At 73.0% G+C, this 18,974-nt stretch carries 19 protein-coding genes; 7 read left to right on the forward strand and 12 right to left on the reverse strand.

Going from position 1 to position 18,974, the window contains the following annotated elements:
• Window positions 1–20: 20 nt before the first annotated feature.
• Window positions 21–647 carry a DUF2637 domain-containing protein gene (locus ACIBBD_RS27155; RefSeq protein ID WP_399422184.1) on the forward strand — a complete coding sequence of 209 codons (627 nt, stop codon included), beginning with the start codon at window positions 21–23 and terminating at the stop codon, window positions 645–647.
• Window positions 648–659: 12 nt separating this feature from the next.
• The gene (locus tag ACIBBD_RS27160; RefSeq protein ID WP_399422246.1) at window positions 660–893 is read left to right on the forward strand and encodes a ribosomal protein L7/L12; all 234 of its coding nucleotides are present in this window, start codon (window positions 660–662) and stop codon (window positions 891–893) included.
• A gap of 80 nt (window positions 894–973) precedes the next feature.
• Here the strand turns inward: ACIBBD_RS27160 and ACIBBD_RS27165 are convergent, their stop codons facing one another.
• Entirely contained in the window at window positions 974–1,735 is a 762-nt protein-coding gene (locus ACIBBD_RS27165) for a phosphoglyceromutase (protein WP_399422185.1), read from the reverse strand.
• Window positions 1,736–1,885: 150 nt separating this feature from the next.
• Between ACIBBD_RS27165 and ACIBBD_RS27170 the strand changes: the two genes are divergently transcribed.
• The gene (locus ACIBBD_RS27170; protein ID WP_399422187.1) at window positions 1,886–3,331 is read left to right on the forward strand and encodes an MFS transporter; all 1,446 of its coding nucleotides are present in this window, start codon (window positions 1,886–1,888) and stop codon (window positions 3,329–3,331) included.
• 127 nt (window positions 3,332–3,458) lie between these two features.
• Here ACIBBD_RS27170 and ACIBBD_RS27175 read toward each other — a convergent pair whose 3' ends face one another.
• Window positions 3,459–3,887: a DUF2000 family protein gene (locus ACIBBD_RS27175; protein WP_399422188.1), complete on the reverse strand. Its 429-nt coding sequence runs from the start codon at window positions 3,885–3,887 to the stop codon at window positions 3,459–3,461.
• 49 nt (window positions 3,888–3,936) lie between these two features.
• On the opposite strand from ACIBBD_RS27175, the gene ACIBBD_RS27180 reads away from it, so the two are divergent.
• Complete coding sequence (locus tag ACIBBD_RS27180; protein ID WP_399422189.1) at window positions 3,937–4,785, forward strand: AraC family transcriptional regulator; 849 nt, start codon at window positions 3,937–3,939, stop codon at window positions 4,783–4,785.
• Window positions 4,786–4,921: 136 nt separating this feature from the next.
• Here ACIBBD_RS27180 and ACIBBD_RS27185 read toward each other — a convergent pair whose 3' ends face one another.
• Both ACIBBD_RS27185 and mshA read right to left on the reverse strand, forming a co-directional pair.
• The gene (locus tag ACIBBD_RS27185; RefSeq protein WP_399422190.1) at window positions 4,922–5,422 is read right to left on the reverse strand and encodes a YbjN domain-containing protein; all 501 of its coding nucleotides are present in this window, start codon (window positions 5,420–5,422) and stop codon (window positions 4,922–4,924) included.
• Entirely contained in the window at window positions 5,415–6,752 is a 1,338-nt protein-coding gene (mshA, locus tag ACIBBD_RS27190; protein WP_399422191.1) for a D-inositol-3-phosphate glycosyltransferase, read from the reverse strand. Before mshA ends, ACIBBD_RS27185 begins: the two co-directional genes overlap by 8 nt.
• Window positions 6,753–7,111: 359 nt before the next feature.
• Between mshA and ACIBBD_RS27195 the strand changes: the two genes are divergently transcribed.
• The 3 genes from ACIBBD_RS27195 (at window position 7,112) to ACIBBD_RS27205 (ending at window position 11,344) form a co-directional block, all read left to right on the forward strand.
• On the forward strand, window positions 7,112–7,921 hold the full coding sequence (locus tag ACIBBD_RS27195; RefSeq protein ID WP_399422193.1) for a class I SAM-dependent methyltransferase: 810 nt from the start codon (window positions 7,112–7,114) through the stop codon (window positions 7,919–7,921).
• A gap of 497 nt (window positions 7,922–8,418) precedes the next feature.
• A complete protein-coding gene (locus ACIBBD_RS27200) occupies window positions 8,419–9,513 on the forward strand; it encodes an NlpC/P60 family protein (RefSeq protein ID WP_399422194.1) in 1,095 nt (364 codons plus the stop codon).
• 454 nt (window positions 9,514–9,967) lie between these two features.
• Window positions 9,968–11,344, forward strand: a complete 1,377-nt coding sequence (locus ACIBBD_RS27205; protein WP_399422195.1) for a PP2C family protein-serine/threonine phosphatase — start codon at window positions 9,968–9,970, stop codon at window positions 11,342–11,344.
• A gap of 209 nt (window positions 11,345–11,553) precedes the next feature.
• On the opposite strand, the gene ACIBBD_RS27210 is transcribed toward ACIBBD_RS27205, so the two are convergent.
• The 8 genes from ACIBBD_RS27210 to ACIBBD_RS27245 form a co-directional block, all read right to left on the reverse strand.
• Window positions 11,554–11,886 carry a DUF2516 family protein gene (locus ACIBBD_RS27210; protein ID WP_399422247.1) on the reverse strand — a complete coding sequence of 111 codons (333 nt, stop codon included), beginning with the start codon at window positions 11,884–11,886 and terminating at the stop codon, window positions 11,554–11,556.
• A 265-nt stretch (window positions 11,887–12,151) separates the two neighbouring features.
• Window positions 12,152–12,805, reverse strand: coding sequence for a hypothetical protein (locus ACIBBD_RS27215; RefSeq protein ID WP_399422196.1), 654 nt, complete (start codon window positions 12,803–12,805; stop codon window positions 12,152–12,154).
• Between the two features lie 98 nt (window positions 12,806–12,903).
• Window positions 12,904–13,356, reverse strand: a complete 453-nt coding sequence (locus ACIBBD_RS27220) for a helix-turn-helix domain-containing protein (protein ID WP_399422198.1) — start codon at window positions 13,354–13,356, stop codon at window positions 12,904–12,906.
• A gap of 391 nt (window positions 13,357–13,747) precedes the next feature.
• Window positions 13,748–14,248 (reverse strand): HAD domain-containing protein, encoded by a 501-nt coding sequence (locus ACIBBD_RS27225; protein WP_399422199.1) that lies wholly within the window; start codon window positions 14,246–14,248, stop codon window positions 13,748–13,750.
• A 47-nt stretch (window positions 14,249–14,295) separates the two neighbouring features.
• A complete protein-coding gene (locus tag ACIBBD_RS27230) occupies window positions 14,296–16,392 on the reverse strand; it encodes a HelD family protein (protein WP_399422200.1) in 2,097 nt (698 codons plus the stop codon).
• Between the two features lie 69 nt (window positions 16,393–16,461).
• Entirely contained in the window at window positions 16,462–17,079 is a 618-nt protein-coding gene (locus ACIBBD_RS27235) for a TetR family transcriptional regulator (RefSeq protein WP_399422201.1), read from the reverse strand.
• Window positions 17,080–17,237: 158 nt separating this feature from the next.
• Complete coding sequence (locus ACIBBD_RS27240; protein ID WP_399422202.1) at window positions 17,238–18,107, reverse strand: GntR family transcriptional regulator; 870 nt, start codon at window positions 18,105–18,107, stop codon at window positions 17,238–17,240.
• Window positions 18,108–18,127: 20 nt separating this feature from the next.
• A complete protein-coding gene (locus ACIBBD_RS27245; RefSeq protein ID WP_399422248.1) occupies window positions 18,128–18,964 on the reverse strand; it encodes a GntR family transcriptional regulator in 837 nt (278 codons plus the stop codon).
• Between the last annotated feature and the right edge of the window lie 10 nt (window positions 18,965–18,974).

Genomic DNA, 18,974 nt, shown 5'->3' on the forward strand with positions numbered 1-18,974 from the left:
ACCCGGAAGGAGCCGCCATCGTGCGCGCCCAACTGGCCCGTTTGGACGCGGTGCTCGTGCAGGCGCTCATCGCCGCCGCGCTGTCCTTCGCTCACATCCATGACGTCGCCGTGGCTGCCGGACAGGACGGCTGGAAAGCCTGGGCCTATCCGGTGTCCGTGGACCTGCTGCTCGTCGCCGCCTGGCGTCGGCTGCGCTCCGGCACCGGCAAGGCAGCGGCCTGGTGCTGGTTCATCATCGCGCTCGCCGCGTCGCTCGGCGCGAACGTCGCCACCGCCGGCCTTCTCGACCTCGGCGACGTCCCGGCCTGGCTGCGCATCCTCGTCGCGGGCTGGCCCGCTGTGGCTTTCCTCGGCGGAACCCTCCTCGCCCACTCCGCACCCAAGACGGCCACGGGCGCCGAGGTCATCGAGGACCAGGAGGACGGCCCCGAACCCATCCACGAGCCGCCTGCCCCCGACCCGCCCGCCATCGAGGCATCACCGGAACGCCCGCCTGTCCCGGTCCCGGCCGCCCTCATCGACCACGCCCGCAAGGTCGCCGCCGAGCACCACACCCGCACCGGCACCCCGATCGACACCCCGACCCTTCGAACGCGCCTCGGCGTCCCGGAGCCCATGGCCGAAGCCATCGCTGCCCACCTCTGAAAGGAAGAGGTGGTGCTCGTCGACTGTGGGCCCCGCGAGATGGATGTGATCCTGGCAGTGCGCAAGGTGACCGGGCAGAGCTTGTGGCACAGCCGAGTCCTGGCGCGCCAAGCTCCCGTCACCCTCCTTGGGGGTCTGTCCGCGTACAGGGCCCAGTCCGCTGTCGCTGTGCTCCAGAGCGTCGGCGCCAGAGCGGAGTGGAGACAGGAGCCGGAGCCCGGAGAGCGCACGGCCCCATCGCCCTGACGGCCCGGAGACGGCCCAGAGGCAGCGAAAAGCCCCCTCCCAGCGGAGAAACCGCAGGTAGGGGGCTTATTCGTGGGCGCCTACTTCTTCTTGCCCTGGTTCTTGACCGCCTCGATGGCGGCCGCCGCCGCCTCCGGGTCGAGGTAGCGGCCGCCCGGGGTCACCGGCTTGAAGTCGGTGTCGAGTTCGTAGTACAGCGGGATGCCCGTCGGGATGTTGAGGCCCGCGATGTCGGCGTCGGAGATGCCGTCGAGGTGCTTGACGAGGGCGCGCAGGCTGTTGCCGTGGGCGGCGACCAGGACCGTGCGGCCGGTGAGGAGGTCGGGGACGATGCCGTCGTACCAGTACGGCAGCATGCGGATGACGACGTCCTTGAGGCACTCCGTGCGGGGGCGGAGCTCCGGGGGGATCGTGGCGTAGCGCGCGTCGTTCGCCTGCGAGAACTCGGAGTCGTCGTCCAGCGGCGGGGGCGGGGTGTCGTAGGAGCGGCGCCAGAGCATGAACTGCTCCTCGCCGAACTCGGCGAGGGTCTGGGCCTTGTCCTTGCCCTGGAGGGCGCCGTAGTGGCGCTCGTTGAGACGCCAGGAGCGGTGGACCGGGATCCAGTGGCGGTCCGCGGCCTCCAGCGCGAGCTGCGCGGTGCGGATCGCGCGCTTCTGGAGGGACGTGTGCACGACGTCGGGGAGGAGGTCGGCGTCCTTCAGGAGCTCGCCACCGCGGACTGCCTCCTTCTCGCCCTTCTCGTTGAGGTTGACGTCCACCCAGCCGGTGAACAGGTTCTTCGCGTTCCACTCGCTCTCGCCGTGGCGGAGGAGGATCAGCTTGTACGGTGCGTCGGCCATGCGTATGAGCGTAATCCAAGGCCCTCTGTCGGCCCGCCTCCCGCCCGCAGAGCGGACGGTTGACTGGTTCTGTTAATTGAGTGGCCCTGGACGGGGCTTCCTTCGTAAGTTCTCGGTACCGCTCGCGCCGCTTACATCGGGGGATCATCCATGTCCGTAGCGTCCCTGAGACGTGCCACCCGGGAGACCGTCTCCGGACTCCCCCGCGAGTTCTGGTGGCTGTGGACCAGCACCCTCGTCAACCGGCTCGGGGCCTTCGTCGCCACCTTCATGGCCCTCTACCTGACGCTCGACCGCGGGTACTCCGCCTCCTACGCCGGGCTCGTCGCCGCGCTGCACGGGCTGGGCGGCGTCGTCTCGTCCCTCGGCGCGGGTGTCATGGCCGACCGGCTCGGGCGGCGGCCCACCCTGCTCGTCGCCCAGGTGGCCACCGCCCTTTCCGTCGCCGCCCTGGGGTTCGTGCACCATCCCGTCGCCATCGCCGGCGTCGCCTTCCTGGTCGGCATGGCCTCCAACGCCTCCCGGCCCGCCGTGCAGGCGATGATGGCCGACATCGTGCGGCCGCAGGACCGGGTCCGGGCGTTCTCCCTCAACTACTGGGCCATCAACCTCGGCTTCGCGGTCTCCTCCATGGCCGCCGGCTTCATCGCCGAGGTCAGCTACCTCGCCGGCTTCCTGATCGAGGCCGGGATGACCCTCGTCTGCGCGGTCGTCGTCTTCCTCAAGCTGCCCGAGTCGCGGCCCCGGAAGGAGACCAAGGGCGCCACGCAGGACGCCGTCGGGCTCGGCACCGTGCTGCGCGACGGACGGTTCATGGGGCTCGTCGGGCTGTCCTTCCTGGTCGCGTTCGTCTTCCAGCAGGGGGTGATCGGGCTGCCCGTGGCGATGGGCCAGGCCGGGTTCACCCCGGCCGACTACGGCATGGCCATCGCCGTCAACGGCATCCTCATCGTCGCCCTGCAGATCCCGGTCACGCGGTTCATCGAGCACCGGGACCCCGGCCGGCTGCTCGTGATCTCCTCCGTGCTCGCCGGGTACGGCTTCGGGCTCACCGCGTTCGCCGGGTCCGTCGGCGTCTTCGCGCTCACCGTCTGCGTGTGGACCCTCGCCGAGATCGTCAACGCGCCGACCCAGACCGGGCTCGTCGTCCGCCTCTCCCCCGTGCACGGACGCGGGCGCTACCAGGGCATGTACACCATGTCGTGGGCCGCGGCGTCCCTCCTCGCCCCGCTCGTGTCCGGCTTCGTCATCGACCGGTTCGGGGCGGAGTGGCTGTGGGGCCTGTGCGCGGCCGTCGGGACGGTGACGGGGGTGGGGTTCGCCGTCCTGATGCGGCGACTGCCGGCGGAGACCCAGGAGGAGGCCCAGGCCAAGACCCTCGGGGAAACCCCGGCCGAGACGCCGGCGGGAGCCTCGGCGCGGACCCCGGCGGAGACCTCGGCGGAGACCTCTGCACGGACCCCGGCGGAGACCTCGGCGCGGACGTCGGCGGAAGTCCTCGCCGGGACCGACGAGCACCCCGGCGAGACCGACGGTGCCCCCACCGCCCCCGAGGCCGATGCGGGCGCGGTCAAGCCCGAGGTCAGCCCGGCCTGACCCGCCGGACTGCCGCCTGACCACCGGCCGGCCGTATGCCCCACCGGTCGGCCATCCGACCACCGGCCGGCCGCCTGACCCACCGCCCCGCCATCCGACCACCACCACTGGTACCGGCACCCGCACCTCACGGATGCATCCGCGCCCCCTTCAGCGCCTTGTCCACCGCGTTGCGCGGGCCGTACACCGCCAGCCCCACCAGGTCGAGTGCCGTCGTCCCGACGGCGCGCACCGCCGCGCGGTTGTCGCGGTCGTTGCCGGTGGCGAAGAGGTCGCCGGTGAACATCGCGCGCGGGAGGGCACGGGACAGCGCGCGGGCGTGGGCCGCCGTCAGCGTCTCCTTCGTGCCCTCGAAGACCAGGACCGGCTGGCGGAACATCGGCAGGTAGGAAACGCCGTCGGCGTCCTCGTACGGCTCCCCGACCACCTCGGGAAGCTGCGTGCCCAGGCCGCTGACCAGGAACGCGGTGACGTTCAGGCGCTGCCAGGTCTCCAGGTCCTCGCGCAGCAGGACGGCGATCTTCGTGTCGAAGCGGATGGGTGCGTCGTCGTTCATGGTGTGAGACTGCCGTCCGCCGTGCGGCGGCGTCTTGTACGTTTTTTGCATGGCCGTATCCCGCCCGGAGCCGCGGACCACCGCCGACGTCTCCGCCTGGCGCCCCCGGGTCCCGGGTGTCGTGGAGGTCTTCCACGCGCACTTCACCGGGTACGCCTACCCGATGCACGTCCACGATGCCTGGACGCTGCTGATCGTCGACGACGGGGCCGTACGCTACGACCTCGACCGGCACGAGCACGGGACGCCGCACGACACGGTGTCGCTGTTGCCGCCGCACGTGCCGCACAACGGCTCCCCCGCCACCCCGGACGGCTTCCGCAAGCGGGTGCTGTACCTGGACGCGAGCGTGCTCGGGGAGGAGCTGATCGGGCCCGCCGTGGACGGGCCGGACCTGCGTGATCCCCTGCTGCGGCGGCGGGTCGGGCAGTTGCACGCGGCGCTGGCCCGGCCCGGCGACGAGTGGGAGGCCGACAGCCGGCTGACGCTGATCGGCGAGCGGCTGCGGGGTCATCTGCGGCCCAGGGATCCGGTACGGCCGGCCCGCCGTGACCCCGTCCTCGCGCGGCGGCTGCGGGAACTCCTCGACGGGAGCGTGGTCGAGGGCGTCGGCCTCGACTCGGCCGCCGGTCTGCTCCAGGCCCATCCGGCGCATCTCGTACGGGCGTTCAGCGGGGCGTACGGCATCGCGCCGCACCAGTACCTGACCGCGCGCCGGGTCGACCGTGCCCGCCGGCTGCTGCTCGACGGGCGTCCGGTGGGCGAGGTCGCGGTGGCCGCCGGCTTCTACGACCAGGCCCATCTCACCCGGCACTTCCGCAAGCTGGTGGGGGTGACCCCGGGGCGCTACGCGACCGCGCGTCACGCGGCCACCGCCGCTCCACCGCGCGCCACCTGACGTCGACGTGGTCGTCGGCCGCGTCCACCACCTCCGCCCCGGCGGAAGCGGGGAGCGGCGGCCGGCTGACAGCAGGTCAGAGAAGGCCGAGCGGCAGCAGGTCAGAGCAGGCCGGCTGACAGCAGGTCAGAGGCGTTCAGTCGGTGGGGCGGCGGGTGAGGTGGCTGAAGGCGTCCAGGTTGCGGGTGGACTCGCCGCGGGAGACGCGCCAGGCGTACTCCTTGCGGATCGCGGAGGCGAAACCGAGCTCCAGGAGCGTGTTGAAGGCGCCGTCGGCCGCCTCCAGCACCTGGCCGAGGAGGCGGTCGGTCTCGTCGGGGGTGACCGCGGCGAGGGGGAGGCGGGCGGTGACGTAGACGTCGCCGAGCTGGTCGACGGCGTAACTCACGCCGTACAGCTTGAGGTTGCGCTCCAGGAGCCAGCGGTGGACGCCTGCCTCGTTCTCGTCGGGGTGGCGGATGACGAAGGCGTTCAGCGAGAGGGAGTGGCGGCCGACGATGAGGGAGACCGTCGTCCTCAGCTTGCGGGTGCCGGGGAGCTGGACGACGTAGGTGCCGGGATCGGGGCTCTCCCACTCCAGTTCGGCGTCCTTCAGGACGCCTTCGATGACCTGCGTCGCGCGCTGCTGCTCACCCATGCTGGGAGCGTACGCGACGGCGGTGGGCCTGTGTCGCGGCCGTGTAGACGTCGGCGGTGGCGGCGGCCGCGGTGTCCCAGCCGAAGGACTGGGCGTGCCGGGCGGCGGCCGCGCCCATCCGCGCGGAGAGGTCCGGGGTGTCGGCGAAGTCCGCGAGCACGCGCGCGTAGCGGGCCGGTTCGTGGCCGTCCACCAGGAAGCCCGTCTCGTGGTCGCGGACGGCCACCGGCAGCCCGCCGACCGCGGCGGCGAGCACCGGCGTACCGGTGGCCTGCGCCTCTATCGCGACCAGGCCGAAGGACTCGCTGTAGGAGGGGACGACGAGGACGGAGGCGGCGCGGAACCAGTCCGCGAGCTGGTCCTGTACGACCGGCGGCCGGAACCGTACGACGTCGGAGATGCCTAGGCGCGCGGCGAGCTTCTGCAGGCCTTCCGGCTTGGCGAGGCCGCTGCCGCTGGGGCCGCCGACGACGGGGACGACGACCCGGGAGCGCAGTTCGGGGCGCTCGTCGAGGAGGACGGCCACGGCGCGCAGGAGGATGTCGGGTGCCTTGAGCGGCTGTATGCGGCCCGCGAAGAGGGGGATCAGGGCGTCCTGCGGGAGGCCGAGGCGGGCGCGGGCGGCGGCCCGGCCGTCGGCGGGGCGGAAGCGGTCGAGGTTGACGCCGGGGTGGACCACTGCGACCCTGCCGGGATCGGCGGAGTAGTGCCGGACGAGTTCGCCGGCCTCCTCGGCGGTGTTGGCGATCAGGCGGTCGGCGGCGGCGACGATCTGGGTCTCGCCGATGACGCGGGCGGCGGGCTCGGGGGTGTCGCCGTCGGCCAGATTGGCGTTCTTGACCTTGGCCATGGTGTGCATGGCGTGCACCAGGGGGGCGCCCCAGCGCTGGGCGGCGAGCCAGCCGACGTGGCCGGAGAGCCAGTAGTGGGAGTGGACGAGGTCGTAGTAGCCGGGGCGGTGGCCGGCCCAGGCCTGCATCACGCCGTGGGTGAAGGCGCACAGCTGGGCGGGGAGGTCCTCCTTGGCGAGGCCCTCGTAGGGGCCCGCGTCGACATGGCGGACGAGGACGCCCGGGGCCAGGTCGACGGTCGGCGGGAGCCCGCCGGTGGTCGCGCGCGTGAAGATCTCGACCTCGATGTTGATCGCGGCGAGGCGCCGGGCGAGCTCCACGATGTAGACGTTCATGCCGCCCGCGTCGCCGGTGCCGGGCTGGTGCAGGGGTGAGGTGTGCACGGAGAGCATGGCGACGCGGCGGGGGCGGCGGTGGAGCCTGAGCCGCGGTGGGGCCGCCGTAGAGCGACGCCCGAGCCTGCTGACGTAGTGGCTCACGTGGCGTTCCTCCTTGCTGCGGGCATGCCGGAAGGAGGGTGTGGGGCGCCCTCCAAGGGGGTGCAACACCGGAGGAGGGCATTCCCATTCCGATGGATCCGGGAAGGGGAGGGCTTTTTGCCCAGGCATTACCGGGGGTCGCTCAACCGTTCGAGGGCGAGGTGCGTCCGGCCGGGACGTGGGCGAGACCGCGGGGCCGGGTCGCGGGCTCAGGAGACAGACCCGCGGGGTCGGGTCGCGGGCTCGGGAGGACCGCAGGGCGGGTCGCCGGCTCACGAAGCCCGCAGGGCACGGGTCGCGGGGGCGGGGGGCCGCCGGGCGTGGGATCGCCTCCCCGCTCACCGCATACCCTCATAGGCATGACATCCCGCGCGACCCGCCCCGTGGGCACGGTCACGCGCGGGACGACCAACCCCAATCGGCTGCGCCGCATGGACCGCTGGATCGCCGCGGTCCACGGCGCCGAACTGCGCCGCGCCGGCGTCCCCGTCGCCGTCGACCTCGGCTACGGCGCCGCTCCCTGGACGGCCGTGGAGCTGCTGACCCGTCTGCGCTCCGTCGCGCCGCACGCGCGCGTGGTGGGGGTCGAGATCGAACCGGCCCGGGTCGCGGCCGCGAAGCCGTACGAGCGTGAGGGTCTCGTCTTCCGGCACGGCGGCTTCGAGGTGCCGCTCCCCGGGCGCCCGCACCTCATCCGCGCCGCCAACGTGCTGCGCCAGTACGACGAGGACGAGGTCGGCGGCGTCTGGGAGCGGCTGTGCGCACGGCTCGCGCCGGCCACGCAGACGTCCCGCGGGGGATTGCTGGTCGAGGGGACCTGTGACGAGGTCGGGCGACGGCACGTGTGGGTGGCGCTCGGTCCGGAGGGCCCGCGCACGGTCACCTTCGCGACCCGGCTGGGCTCCCTGGAACGGCCGTCGGACCTGGCGGAACGGCTCCCGAAGGCGCTGATCCACCGCAATGTGCCCGGCGAGCCCGTGCACGCCTTCCTCCGCGACTTCGACCGCGCCTGGGCGGCGGCCGCGCCGTACGCCGCCTACGGCGCCCGCCAGCGGTGGATCCGGGCGGTACGGGACCTCGCGGCGGACTGGCCGGTGACGGGCGGGCCGGGGCGGTGGCGGCAGGGAGAAGTGACGGTGTCGTGGGAGGCGTTGGCCCCTCGGGGGTGAGGTCGGCGTACCGCGGGGCGGGCGACTGGCTGAAGGCCGCCGAGAAGGCCGGGACCGGGCGGGCGCCGCGCGGTTCACGCCCGCCTCCCGGCCGGCCGCACACCCGCCTGACCGCCGGACCGCGCCGGCCGCGCGCCCCGCCTCCCGGCCGGCGAACGCCGACCCGTCGGCCCCCGCTCCCCCACGGCCCCCGTCGCTCCGTTGGCCCACGTCGCTCCCGGCGGCCCCCTCTCCCTCGCCGCCACCATCGGCCCTCGCCGCTCCCGCCACCCTCATCGGCCCCCTGCCGCTCCCGCCGACCCGCCCCGCCGCTCCCCGCCGGGAACGATCTCCGTGAGGCGTTCGTCACAAAGATGGCGAGATCGTCGTACCGGGGAGAGAGCGGGGGGAAGGCAACCTCTGTCGTTTTCCGTCGTGTCGTGGCACGATCCCCCAGGCGACCGTAAGTTACTGACGGTAAATCACTTTTGATCGGCTCTTGGTGTTTTGGGGGACATATGGGTACGGGCAAGCGCGGCCTGCTCGCGGCGGCCGTGACCGTGGTCTGCGCGGTCACCGTCCTTGCGGTGCCGGGTACGGCGCTCGCGGCCCCGAGCCCCACGCCGCTCCCGACGACGAACCCCAACCTGACCCCGCCGCCGGCCGCCCCCGTCCCCAACAAGGACCTCGAGGCGATCCGGAAGAAGCTCGACAAGCTCTACCACGACGCCGCGGTCGCCACCGACGCCTACAACGCGGCCGAGGAGCAGGCCGAGAAGCAGTCCGCGGAGCTCGTCGAACTGGCGAAGAAGATCGTCAAGGGGCGCGAGAAGCTGACGGAGTTGAAGGACCGCGCGGGCGCCGCGGCCCGTTCCCAGTACCGCGGCGGCGGCCTGCCGGACGAGGCCCAGCTGCTGCTCAGCGACGATCCGGGTGAGTTCCTCGACGGGGCGGGCCGGGTGATCCAGGGCCAGCGGGCGACCAAGGGCCTGATCGGCGAAATGACCCGTACCCAGCAGGACTTGGAGCAGTACGCCAAGGACGCGTCCACCCAGTGGCAGAAGCTGGAGGCCAACCGCAAGACCAAGGCGGAGGCCCAGAAGAAGATCGAGAAGCAGATCACGGCGGCCGAGAAGCTCGAGTCCCAGCTGGAGAAGGAGGAGAAGGAGCGCCTCGCCCAGCTCCAGGAGCAGGCCGCCCAGCAGGCGCAGACCGCCTGGCTGGACACCGGCGTCCTCGACGGCACCAAGGGCACGGCGACCGCGCAGGGGCAGCGGGCCGTCCAGTACGCCACCGCGCAGATCGGCAAGCCGTACGAGTGGGGCGCCGAGGGCCCGTCCTCGTTCGACTGCTCCGGTCTCACCTCCCAGGCCTGGGCGGACGCCGGCCGCACCATCCCGCGCACCTCGCAGGAGCAGTGGCGGCAGCTGACGCACGTTCCGGTCGAGGACATGCGCCCCGGCGACCTGATCATCTACTTCTCCGACGCCAGCCACGTCGCGCTGTACGTCGGCGACGGCACGATGGTCCACGCCCCGCGCCCGGGCCGCAGCATCACGCTGGCGGGGGCCGGTTCGATGCCGATCCTCGGGGTCGTCCGACCGGACGCGTGAGGTCGGGGCGTGAGGTCGGGGCGTGAGCCGACGGGGGCGCCGACGCGGGACGCCGACGGGCCGACGCCTGACCCCGACGGGGCCGGCGAAGGGCTCCGACGAAGGCTCCGACGAGGGGCATCCGCCGTGTGAGGACGGACATATGAGGCCGGACGCGTGAGACCGGGCACGTGAGGCCGGACACAGCCACGGTGGGTTCGCGTGAGCGCGACCACGTGACCCACGGCACGCCCGTGAGGCGCCAAACCCCCACCGACGTGACGTTCGTCATCCCCGGACGCCTTCCGCACTGCCCAACTGCGGTGGATATCGCGGCATATGACAGTGGCCTGAGATCAAGCTACGTGCTCCACGCCATTCCGCTGCGGCGGCTTCTGCCGCTATGGTCCCCGTCGGTGGGTCGAGGTCCCTCGTCCCCGCCATGCCCTCGGGGGGAGGGAAGGAACCCATCACGATGCCCGTACCCGTACCGCGGCAGAGAGCGATCCCGGCCGTGGAGTGTGGTCAGGCGCAGGCCGCGCCCGCAGTCGGCGGCCCCTCCAAGGAAGAAGCCCCGCGCACGGACGACCGGAACGACGATCGCAACGAAGCGAACAACGCGACGGTCGGGGACAACGCCACACCCGGCGACGGCGTCCCCCACGGCGTGAGCGCCGCCACCCACACCAACCTCACACTGCTGCTGATCGAGGACGACCCCACGGCCGCCCCGATCGTGCCCGACCTGCTGGACTCGGCCGGCAAGCCGATCCGCGTGCGCACCGCCCGCAACCTCACCGAGGCCGAGCGGCTGCTCACCGACGACGTCCACTGCATCCTGCTCGACCTCGCGCTGCCCGCCCCGGGCCGCGTCGACGACGACGAGCTCGCCGTACTCCGGCATGTGCTGCGGCTCGCGCCGCGGCACGCCGTGCTCGCGCTGACCGCGTCCGGTGACGCCGAGCGCGGTGCGGAGGCGGTGCGCGTCGGCGCCCAGGACTACCTGTTCCGCGACGAGCTGGACGGCCGGCTGCTGAGCCGTGCCATCCGGTACGCGGTGGAGCGGAAGCGTTCGGACACGGCCGAGCGGCGGCTCGCCGAGGGCAAGCTGCGCGCCCAGGAGAACGCCCGCCTGGAGCGCGGCCTGCTGCCCACACCGCTGCTGGAGGGCTCCACGCTGCGCTTCGCCGCCCGCTACCGCCCCGGTCGCTCGCGCGCACTGCTCGGCGGTGACTTCTACGACACCGTCCGCACCCCGGACGGCACGGTCCACGCCATGATCGGCGACGTCTGCGGCCACGGCCCGGACGAAGCCGCCCTCGGCGTGGAGCTGCGGATCGCCTGGCGGGCGCTGACGCTGGCCGGCCTGTGCGGCGACGAACTGCTGAACACCCTCCAGCAGGTGCTGGAGCACGAGCGCGACGACGACGAGATCTTCGCGACGCTGTGCACGGTGGACATCGCGCCCGACGGCCGTCGGGCCGGACTGTGCCTGGCGGGCCATCCGGCACCACTGATCGCCCGCCCGGACCGGCCGGCCCGACTGTTGCCGTACGACAACAACGGCCCCGCCCTCGGCCTGCTGCCGGGCGCCCGCTGGCCGCGGATGCAGGTCGAGCTGGGCGCGGAGTGGAGCCTGATGCTGTACACCGACGGTCTCATCGAGGGGCGCGTCGGCGAGGGCCGGGAGCGGCTGGGTCAGGACGGCATGGTGGAGATGATCCGCCGCCAGCTCGCCGAGGGGCTGAGCGGCGAGGAGTTGTTGCGGGCGGCCGTCAACGAGGTGCGGGAGCTCAACGGCGGGGAGCTGACGGACGACGTGGCGGTGCTGCTGCTGGACCGGGTGCCGTAACGCTCGGGGGCCGGGGAGTTGTTCGGACGCCCACCGTCCGTGGTCTCGTCATGTCGATCGCGGCGCGTCTGTGCGGACGCTGGGCGAGGGTGGCCGGCCGCCGGGTCCCGTGCGGGCGTCTAAGCCGCGCCCGTCGGGGCCGCACCCGAGCCAGAGGCGCCCGAGAGCCGGAGGCGCCTGAGCCGGAGCCGGAGCCCCCGCCGGGGCGTCTACCGGCCGCCGTTGTACGGCCCGTACGGCCCGTCGCTGCTGGAACCGCCCCGGCTGCGGCCGCCGCCCGGCAGGGAGCGCAGGGCGGGCCGGACGTCGACCATGTACACGATGGTCGCGATCAGGCCGATGATCGGCAGGAACGACAGGATGGGGAAGAGCAGGTTCACCACGAAGGCGAGCCCGAGGATGATCAGCCAGAAGGGCTTGGTCTTCTTGTCCGCCGCCCGGTAGCCGTCCTCGCGACGGATGGCGGCGTCGAACAGAGCGAAGCCGCTGAACACGATCAGCGCCAGGCTCAGCAATGACATGAACCCCGCGAACCCCTGCATCAGCACTACGTCCACCACCCGACTCGGCACGACTCGGCTCGTCCTTACGCGGTCACCGTACCCGCAACCGCGCTCCCGTTACCCGTACAACGGGCCGGGCACCGTCCGAGTGCCCGGCCCGTCGCCGTATCCGTACCCGTATGCGTCTCCGTACGGATCCCGCCATGCGCATCCGTATGCGTGGATCCGTCACGCGTATCCGCATCCGTACGCGATCCGTCCGCGGACCCCAGTGTGATCCGTTCGTGGATCTCTCCCGCAGGTCTCACCTGACCGGCGGAGTGGTCTTCTTCGCGGTGGTGGTCTTGCGGGCCGGGGCCTTCTTGGCGGGAGCCCCCGTCGCCGCGGCGGGCCCGGCCTCGGCGGACTTCGGCTCCTCCTTGACCTGGACCGGCTCGGGCTTCGGCTCGTCCCTGCCCTCGACGACGATCGCCAGTTCCTCGATCTCCTCGGCGGCCTCGCCGCGCCAGGTCCTCACGGCCTGCTCACCGTGCTCGGCGACCTTCTCGTAGGTCTCGCGGGCCTTCACGGCGTACTCGGCGGCGACGCCGACGCTGCGCAGCGCGAGGTCCTGGGCGCTCTCGCCGAGTTTCTTGAGGTCCGCGTCGATCGTGCTGCCCAGCTTCTTCAGGTCACCGTCGAGGGCGCCGAGGAACTCGCCCACCCTGGCCTGGAGACTCTCCTGCGCTTCCTTCGCCTTGACGCCGGCCTCCTTGGCGCGGGCGGCGGCCTTCTCCTGGACGGTCTTGGGGTCGGTGTTGCGGACGGCCTCGAACCGGGCCGGGGCCTCGGTGCGCAGCTGTTCCACCAGGCTCGGCACCTTCTTCGCCTGCTGGATGGCCAGGTCGGCGGTGCCGGCGGCGAAGTAGAGGGGGGTCGGGTCGGTGAAGGTCTTGCGCAGGTCGTCGGCGATGGCCATGGTGATGGTCCTCCGGTGTTCGCGTTGTGGGCGTGTGTCGCGTTCGTGGGTGTCGGTCGGTGCGGGTCCGCAGTCGGGCGGCCGGTCCCCTGGTCCGGTCAACCGGCCGTCTGCTGCGGACCGGCGTCGGTGCCGCCGGTCGTGCGGAGGCCGCTCACGGTGTCGTCGTCGTCCTGGGCGTCCACCGCAGCGTCGGTGACCGCGAATCCGTTCTCCTTGCGGAAGGACTCGTAGATCTGCAGCAGCACCTGCTTCTGCCGCTCGGTCAGCGTGGGATCGGCGAGGATGACGGCGCGCGTCTCGACCTCGTCCCGGTCCCGCTCGGCATCGAGGATGCCGGCGCGGACGTACAGCGTCTCGGCGGAGATCCGCAGCGCCTTGGCGACCTGCTGCAACACCTCCGCGCTGGGCTTGCGCAGCCCGCGCTCGATCTGGCTCAGATACGGATTGGACACCCCGGCGGCATCGGCGAGCTGCCGCAGCGAGAGCTGAGCGTTGCGCCGCTGCTCGCGCAGGTACTCACCGAGATTGCCGACGTTGAGCGATGCCATGCCTCCAGCGTGCCCCACCGTTGCTAACTTTTGCAAGCACCCGCTTGCAAAAGTGTGTCGCGTCACGGGCGGGCGCGCCCTCCGACAGCCTCCGGGACGCGCGTACCCCTGCAGCTCCCCGGGATGCCCCGTCTCCGTGAACCGGATGACGCGCCGCCGGAGACGTCGGACCCCAGGGCCTCCCCTCCGTGGTCACGGGCGGCCGACAGTCCCGCTCGTCGGCGGCCCGCGCGCCGTCCGCATCCCATTCGGGCCTGACGGGCAGCCGTACGCGTCCTCGAGGCTCGCGGCCATGGTGCGCACCGTGTCGGTGATGTCGTCGCGCCGGTGATGTCGTCGCGCCACCGAGCCGGCCAGGCGGCCGAGCGCGGTGGCTGATCCCCGGCCCGGTTCACGCCGTGTGCGTCGACGTGTACGGGAGCGGTCGGTCGAGCCAGGCCTCCAGGGCCGCGAAATCCGTGTCCGTGAGGCCGTACCGGTGGTCCACGCGATGCAGGAGGGCGGGGGCCGGATGGTGGGCGGCGACCCAGGCGGCGTCGGTGGGCGTGATCTCGTCGTCGAGCCAGACGAAGGGCCGGCCGTCCGCCCAGGCGGCCAGGGCCTGTGTCTTCCAGTGCAGGCCGGCCCGCGTCGGGGTCTCCGGCCAGTCCACCACGGGCAGCGGGGGCAGTCCGAGCCACGGCGCGACGACGGCGTTCGCGTCGTCCAGCCAGGTCGTGGCCCACACCAGCTCGCACCCCAGGGCCAGCAGCCGCGGGCCGAGGGACGGGGCGAGGCGCGTCAGGAGCGGGTGCGGGGAGGGGTCGATCCCCGCGCGGGCGCCGTGGACCGGGTACGGCCCCGGCCCGCCGAACGGGATCAGCGGCCCGTCGACGTCGAGGAAGAGCAGCATCGCCGTCCAGCATCGCCCGAGCGCCCCGGGCGCGGCCACCCCGTGCCCTACCAGGGCACCCCTCTCCCCTCCACCACCTCCAGCCGCGACACGGCCCGCGTCAGCACCACGTACAGCCGGTTCAGCCCCCGTTCCTCCGCCTCCGCGATCGCCATCGGTTCGACGGCGACGACGTGGTCGTACTCGAGGCCCTTGACGGCGGTCGCGGGGACCACCGTCACACGGGCGGTGGCGTCCTCGGGGCCGGTCGCGGTGGGGATGCCGGCCTCGGTGAGGGCACGGTGGACGCGGGGCGCCTCGGCGTCGGTGGTGATGACGCCGATCGACCCCTCGTGGGTGAGGGCGTCGCGGACGGCGGCCACCACCGCCTGGGGTACGTCGCCCTCCGCCCGCCGGATGCGGAGTTCACCGTCGCGGCGGAGGGAACGGGCGGGCGGCACGTCGGTGCCGAGACGGGGCAGCAGGCGGTTGGCGAGGGCCAGGACCGCGCCGGGGACACGGAAGCCGGTGGTCAGCGGGACCACCTTCGCGTCGGGTTTGCCCAGGTGGGTCAGCAGGTCCCGCCAGGAGCGCGCGGCCCAGGGGGTGGTGCCCTGGGCCAGGTCGCCGAGGACCGTCAGGGAACCGAACGGCACCCGGCGGGCGATGGCCCGGCACTCCATCGGGGAGAGGTCCTGCGCCTCGTCGACGACGATGTGCCCGTAGCCCGGCGGGTGTTCGAGGAGTCCGGCCACCTCGTCGAGGAGGACCAGGTCGGCGGAGGACCAGCGGGCGGACCTGACGGAGCGGGGCGGGCGCGGCCGGCGGAGGGCCTCCCGCTCGTCGGCGCTCAGCAGGCCGGCCGATGACCGCTCCAGCTCCTCGGAGGACGAGAGGAGTCCGTGCACCACCTCCTCCGGTCGCGCCTTCGGCCACACCCGCTCCACGCACGCGCTCACCGGCCTCGCGCGTTCCAGCCGGCGCAGCCAGGAGGCGGGGGGCGGCCCGCCACGCCGTTCGGCCTGCTCCTGGATCCGGCGCACGATCCGGCTCCGCACGCGCTCGCGCCCGACCTCGTACGGCGGCTCCTCGGCGAGGACGTCGGTCACGATCCGGGCCAGTTCGTCACCCGTGACCCGCCAGCGGTACGAGCCGTCCGGCACGGTGAGGCCGTCCGCCCCGTCGGCGGTCACCCTGCCGTACAGCGCCCGGCGCAGCACCTCGGCCATGCGCGGGTCGTGCTTGACGGCGGCGGTGGGCGCGGGGTCGGTCGCGGTCACCGGGTGGCGGGCGATCTCGTCGGAGAGGGTGGACTGCCGGACGCCCGTCTCGCCGAGGGAGGGCAGGACTTCGGCGATGTAGGAGAGGAAGGTGCGGTTGGGGCCGAGGATCAGCAGGCCGCCGCGGCGGACGCGCTGGGGGTGGGTGTAGAGGAGGTACGCGGCCCGGTGCAGGCCGACGGCGGTCTTGCCGGTGCCGGGGGCGCCCTGCACGCACACGGACTGGGCCGGCTCGGCCCGTACGAGGTCGTCCTGCTCGGGCTGGATCGTCGCGGCGATGTCCCGCATCGGCCCGACCCGGGGGCGTTCGATCTCCCGGGCGACGAGGTCGCTCACCCCGGGCACCTCGGACCCTGCGGACTCCCCCCGCCCGAGGTGTTCGTCCTCCAGGCCGGTCAGGTCGGCGGAGTCGCCCCGGCTGCCCGGCGCCCAGCCGAAACGGCGGCGGACGGCGACGCCCTGCGGGTCGCGGGCGCTCGCCTGGTAGAAGGCGCGGGAGACGGGGGCGCGCCAGTCGACGACGAGGGGCGGGGCGGCGGGGTGCTCGCTGATGCGCACGCGCCCGATGTGGTAGCCGAGGCCGTCATGGTCGCCGCCGGCGCCCTCGGCGAAGTCCAGGCGGCCGAAGAAGAGGGGGCCCGGGGGGAGTTCGCGCAGGGCCTTGGCCTGGCTGCGCAGCCGGTGTCCGAGGACCTCGGCGTCGGCACCGGAGGCGGAGACGTCCTCGCCGGTGACGACCTGGTGGTCGGCGCCCGCCAGCATCGCGGCCAGGGCGGCGCGGCAGGCGTCGTGGTGGGCGCGTTCCCGCAGGAGGGCGGCGTGGAGGGCGGGGGCGGGGAGCGGGGTCGGCTGGTCGTCCTTCGGGGCGGGGTCGGGTGACGTCATGCGGGCGAGCCTACCCGTATAACGTAACCGAGTTAAATTTATAACCGCATCTCACAACAAGGTGCCACCCTACGCCAGGTGCGGCATCCCCGCCCCCAGCACCGCGAAGGCCCGCTCCGCCGCCGCCACCGCGTCCGTCCGCACGTCCTCCACCGGCTCCCCGTCCGTGATCCGCCGCCAGTTCTCCTGCGCGAGGATCCGCCGTACGGCGATGATCTGGCCGGCCGCGAGCCGGGCGTCGAGGTCGCCGCCGAGGGCGTCGGCCAGGGCGGCCTCGGACCGTTCCAGGTGGGCGTGGAGCCGGGCGACCAGGGCGGGGGTGCCGTACAGCAGGGCGTAGAAGGCGCGCACCTGCGGGTGGTCGTTGATCCCGGTGATGGGATCGGCGGCGGCCAGCCCGTCGAGGAAGTGCCGGCGCAGGGCGGCCAGCGGCGCGACCCCCTCCGCCCGCGCCCCCGCGACCACCTCCGCCGCCTCCCGCTCGTGATCGGCGATCCGGTGCAGCACGAGGTCCTCCTTCGCCGGGAAGTACCGGAAGAGGGTCGGCTTGGAGATCTCCGCGGCGGCGGCCACCTCGGCCACGGACACCGCGTCGAAACCACGCTCCAGGAACAGGCGGACGGCGACGTCCGACACGACCTGGTACATCCGCCTCTTCTTGCGCTCGCGCAGCCCGGTGTCACTCATGGGGCGAGCCTACGCAGCCCGGTTTGAGGGTGCCTGTCTGCCGCTGGGCCGCGCCGGCTTCCGCGACCCCCTCGCTCAGCACCCGCCTCGCGTCCCGCGGGTTCCCCGTCGCCGCCGCGCCTCGTTCGGCTCTCGGAGCTCGCTCGGTTCAAAGGGCACTAGCCGAGTGTCAGGTCCGTGGTGATGGTTTCCCAGAGGCCGTCGAACCATTGCTGCGACTCCTGCACGAAGGCCGCCTCCCTCGGGCCCTGACCCGCCTCGAAGGAGAAGAGCAGGGACATGGAACCGAGCACGTCGTACACGTCCAGCGTCCCCGTATCGGTGGCCTCCTCGCGACGGGTGACCATGTAGTACGCCACCAGGGCCTCCTCACGGTTGAGGAGGTACAGCTTCACCGGCGGGGTGAACGGCAGGGCGCGGAAGGTGACATGGACGTCGATGCCGTGCGCGCGCAGGGTGAGCAGGTTGTGCCGCAGGACCTGGCCCTGGGCATTGCGTAGCGACAGCCAGCGCTGGTGCACCGGGTCGTCGTCGCCGTGACCCTCGACCTGGACCGGGAAGGCGAGGGCGATGTCCCGGGACGGCAGCAGGATGCGGACGTCGACCCGGTCCGGGCGGATGCGGCCTTCGTGGATGAGGCGCAGCGGCTCGCCGAGGGCCAGCATGAGGGTCTCGGCCGTGAGGCAGGCGGCGTCGATCCGGACGTGGGGTGCGGCGAAGGCGGCCGCCATACGGGGGGACAGCGCCACCATCGTGGGCTGGGGCTCGTTGCGGGCCGGCGTCGGCTCGGCGATGCGCGGCGGGCTGCCCTTGCTGACGTTGGTGAGGAGGCCGTCCTCCTGGAGTACCCGCAGGGCCTGGCGTACGGCACCACGCTCGACCCCGAACTCCTCGGCGAGCTCGGCCTGGGTGGGCAGACGGTCGCCCGCCTTGAGCTCCCCGAGGCGGATGCGTGCCCGCAGCGCCTCGGCGATCTCCTGTGGCCTGTGCCGTCTGCTGCCGTTCACAGCCGTGTTCTCCTCGGTCACGCGCCCACGGTACGGCGCTTTCAACCCGTCAGGAGCAGTTCGGAACTGATGGTCTCCCACAGGGAGTTGAACCACAGGTGCGACTGCTCGACAAAGGCGCTGTCGCGCGGTCCGGCGCCCTGGTCGAAGCTGAACAGCATCGACTGGGAGCCCTCGGCGCCGTACGTCTCCAGCTGCACGTCGTCGAGACCCGCCGCCCGGCGGCGCAGGGTGTAGTAGGCGAAGAGCGCCTCCGTCCCGTTGAGGAGGTAGAGCTTGACCGGCGGGGTGAAGGGGAGCGCGCGGAAGGTCACCCGGACGTCGATGCCGTGCGTGGAGCGCAGGGCCAGCAGGTTGTGCCGCAGCACCTGGCCCTGGGCGTTGCGCGTCGCGAGCCACTGCCGGTGGACGGGGTCGTCACGGCCCTGGTCCTCGACCGGCACCGGGAAGGCGAGGTCGATGTCCCGGGACGGCAGCAGCACGCGCACGTCCACCTTGGCCGGTTTCAGTCGCCCCGCGTGGATCTGACGCAGGGATTCGCCGAGGGCGAGCGTCAGCGTGGCCGAGGTCAGGCACACGGCGTCGATCTCGACGTGCGGGGCGCCGAAAGCCGCGGTGATCCGCGGGGTCAGGGCCACCGCGGTGGGCAGTGGCGGCGCCGAGGAGCCGACGAGCGTCCCGGCCGGGTCGGGGGCGACGGTCGCCGGGCTCCCCTTGGACATGTTGGTCAGCAGGTGCTCGCTCTGGAGGATCCGCAGCGCCTGACGTACGGTGCCGCGTTCCACGCCGAACTCGTCGGCCAGCTGGGCCTGGGTGGGCATGCGCTGGCCCGGCCTGAGCGCACCGGACCTGATCCGGGCGCGCAGCACGTCCGCCACCTCGGGGGGT

The organism is Streptomyces sp. NPDC051315, assembly GCF_044455165.1.
Lineage (GTDB): Bacteria > Actinomycetota > Actinomycetes > Streptomycetales > Streptomycetaceae > Streptomyces.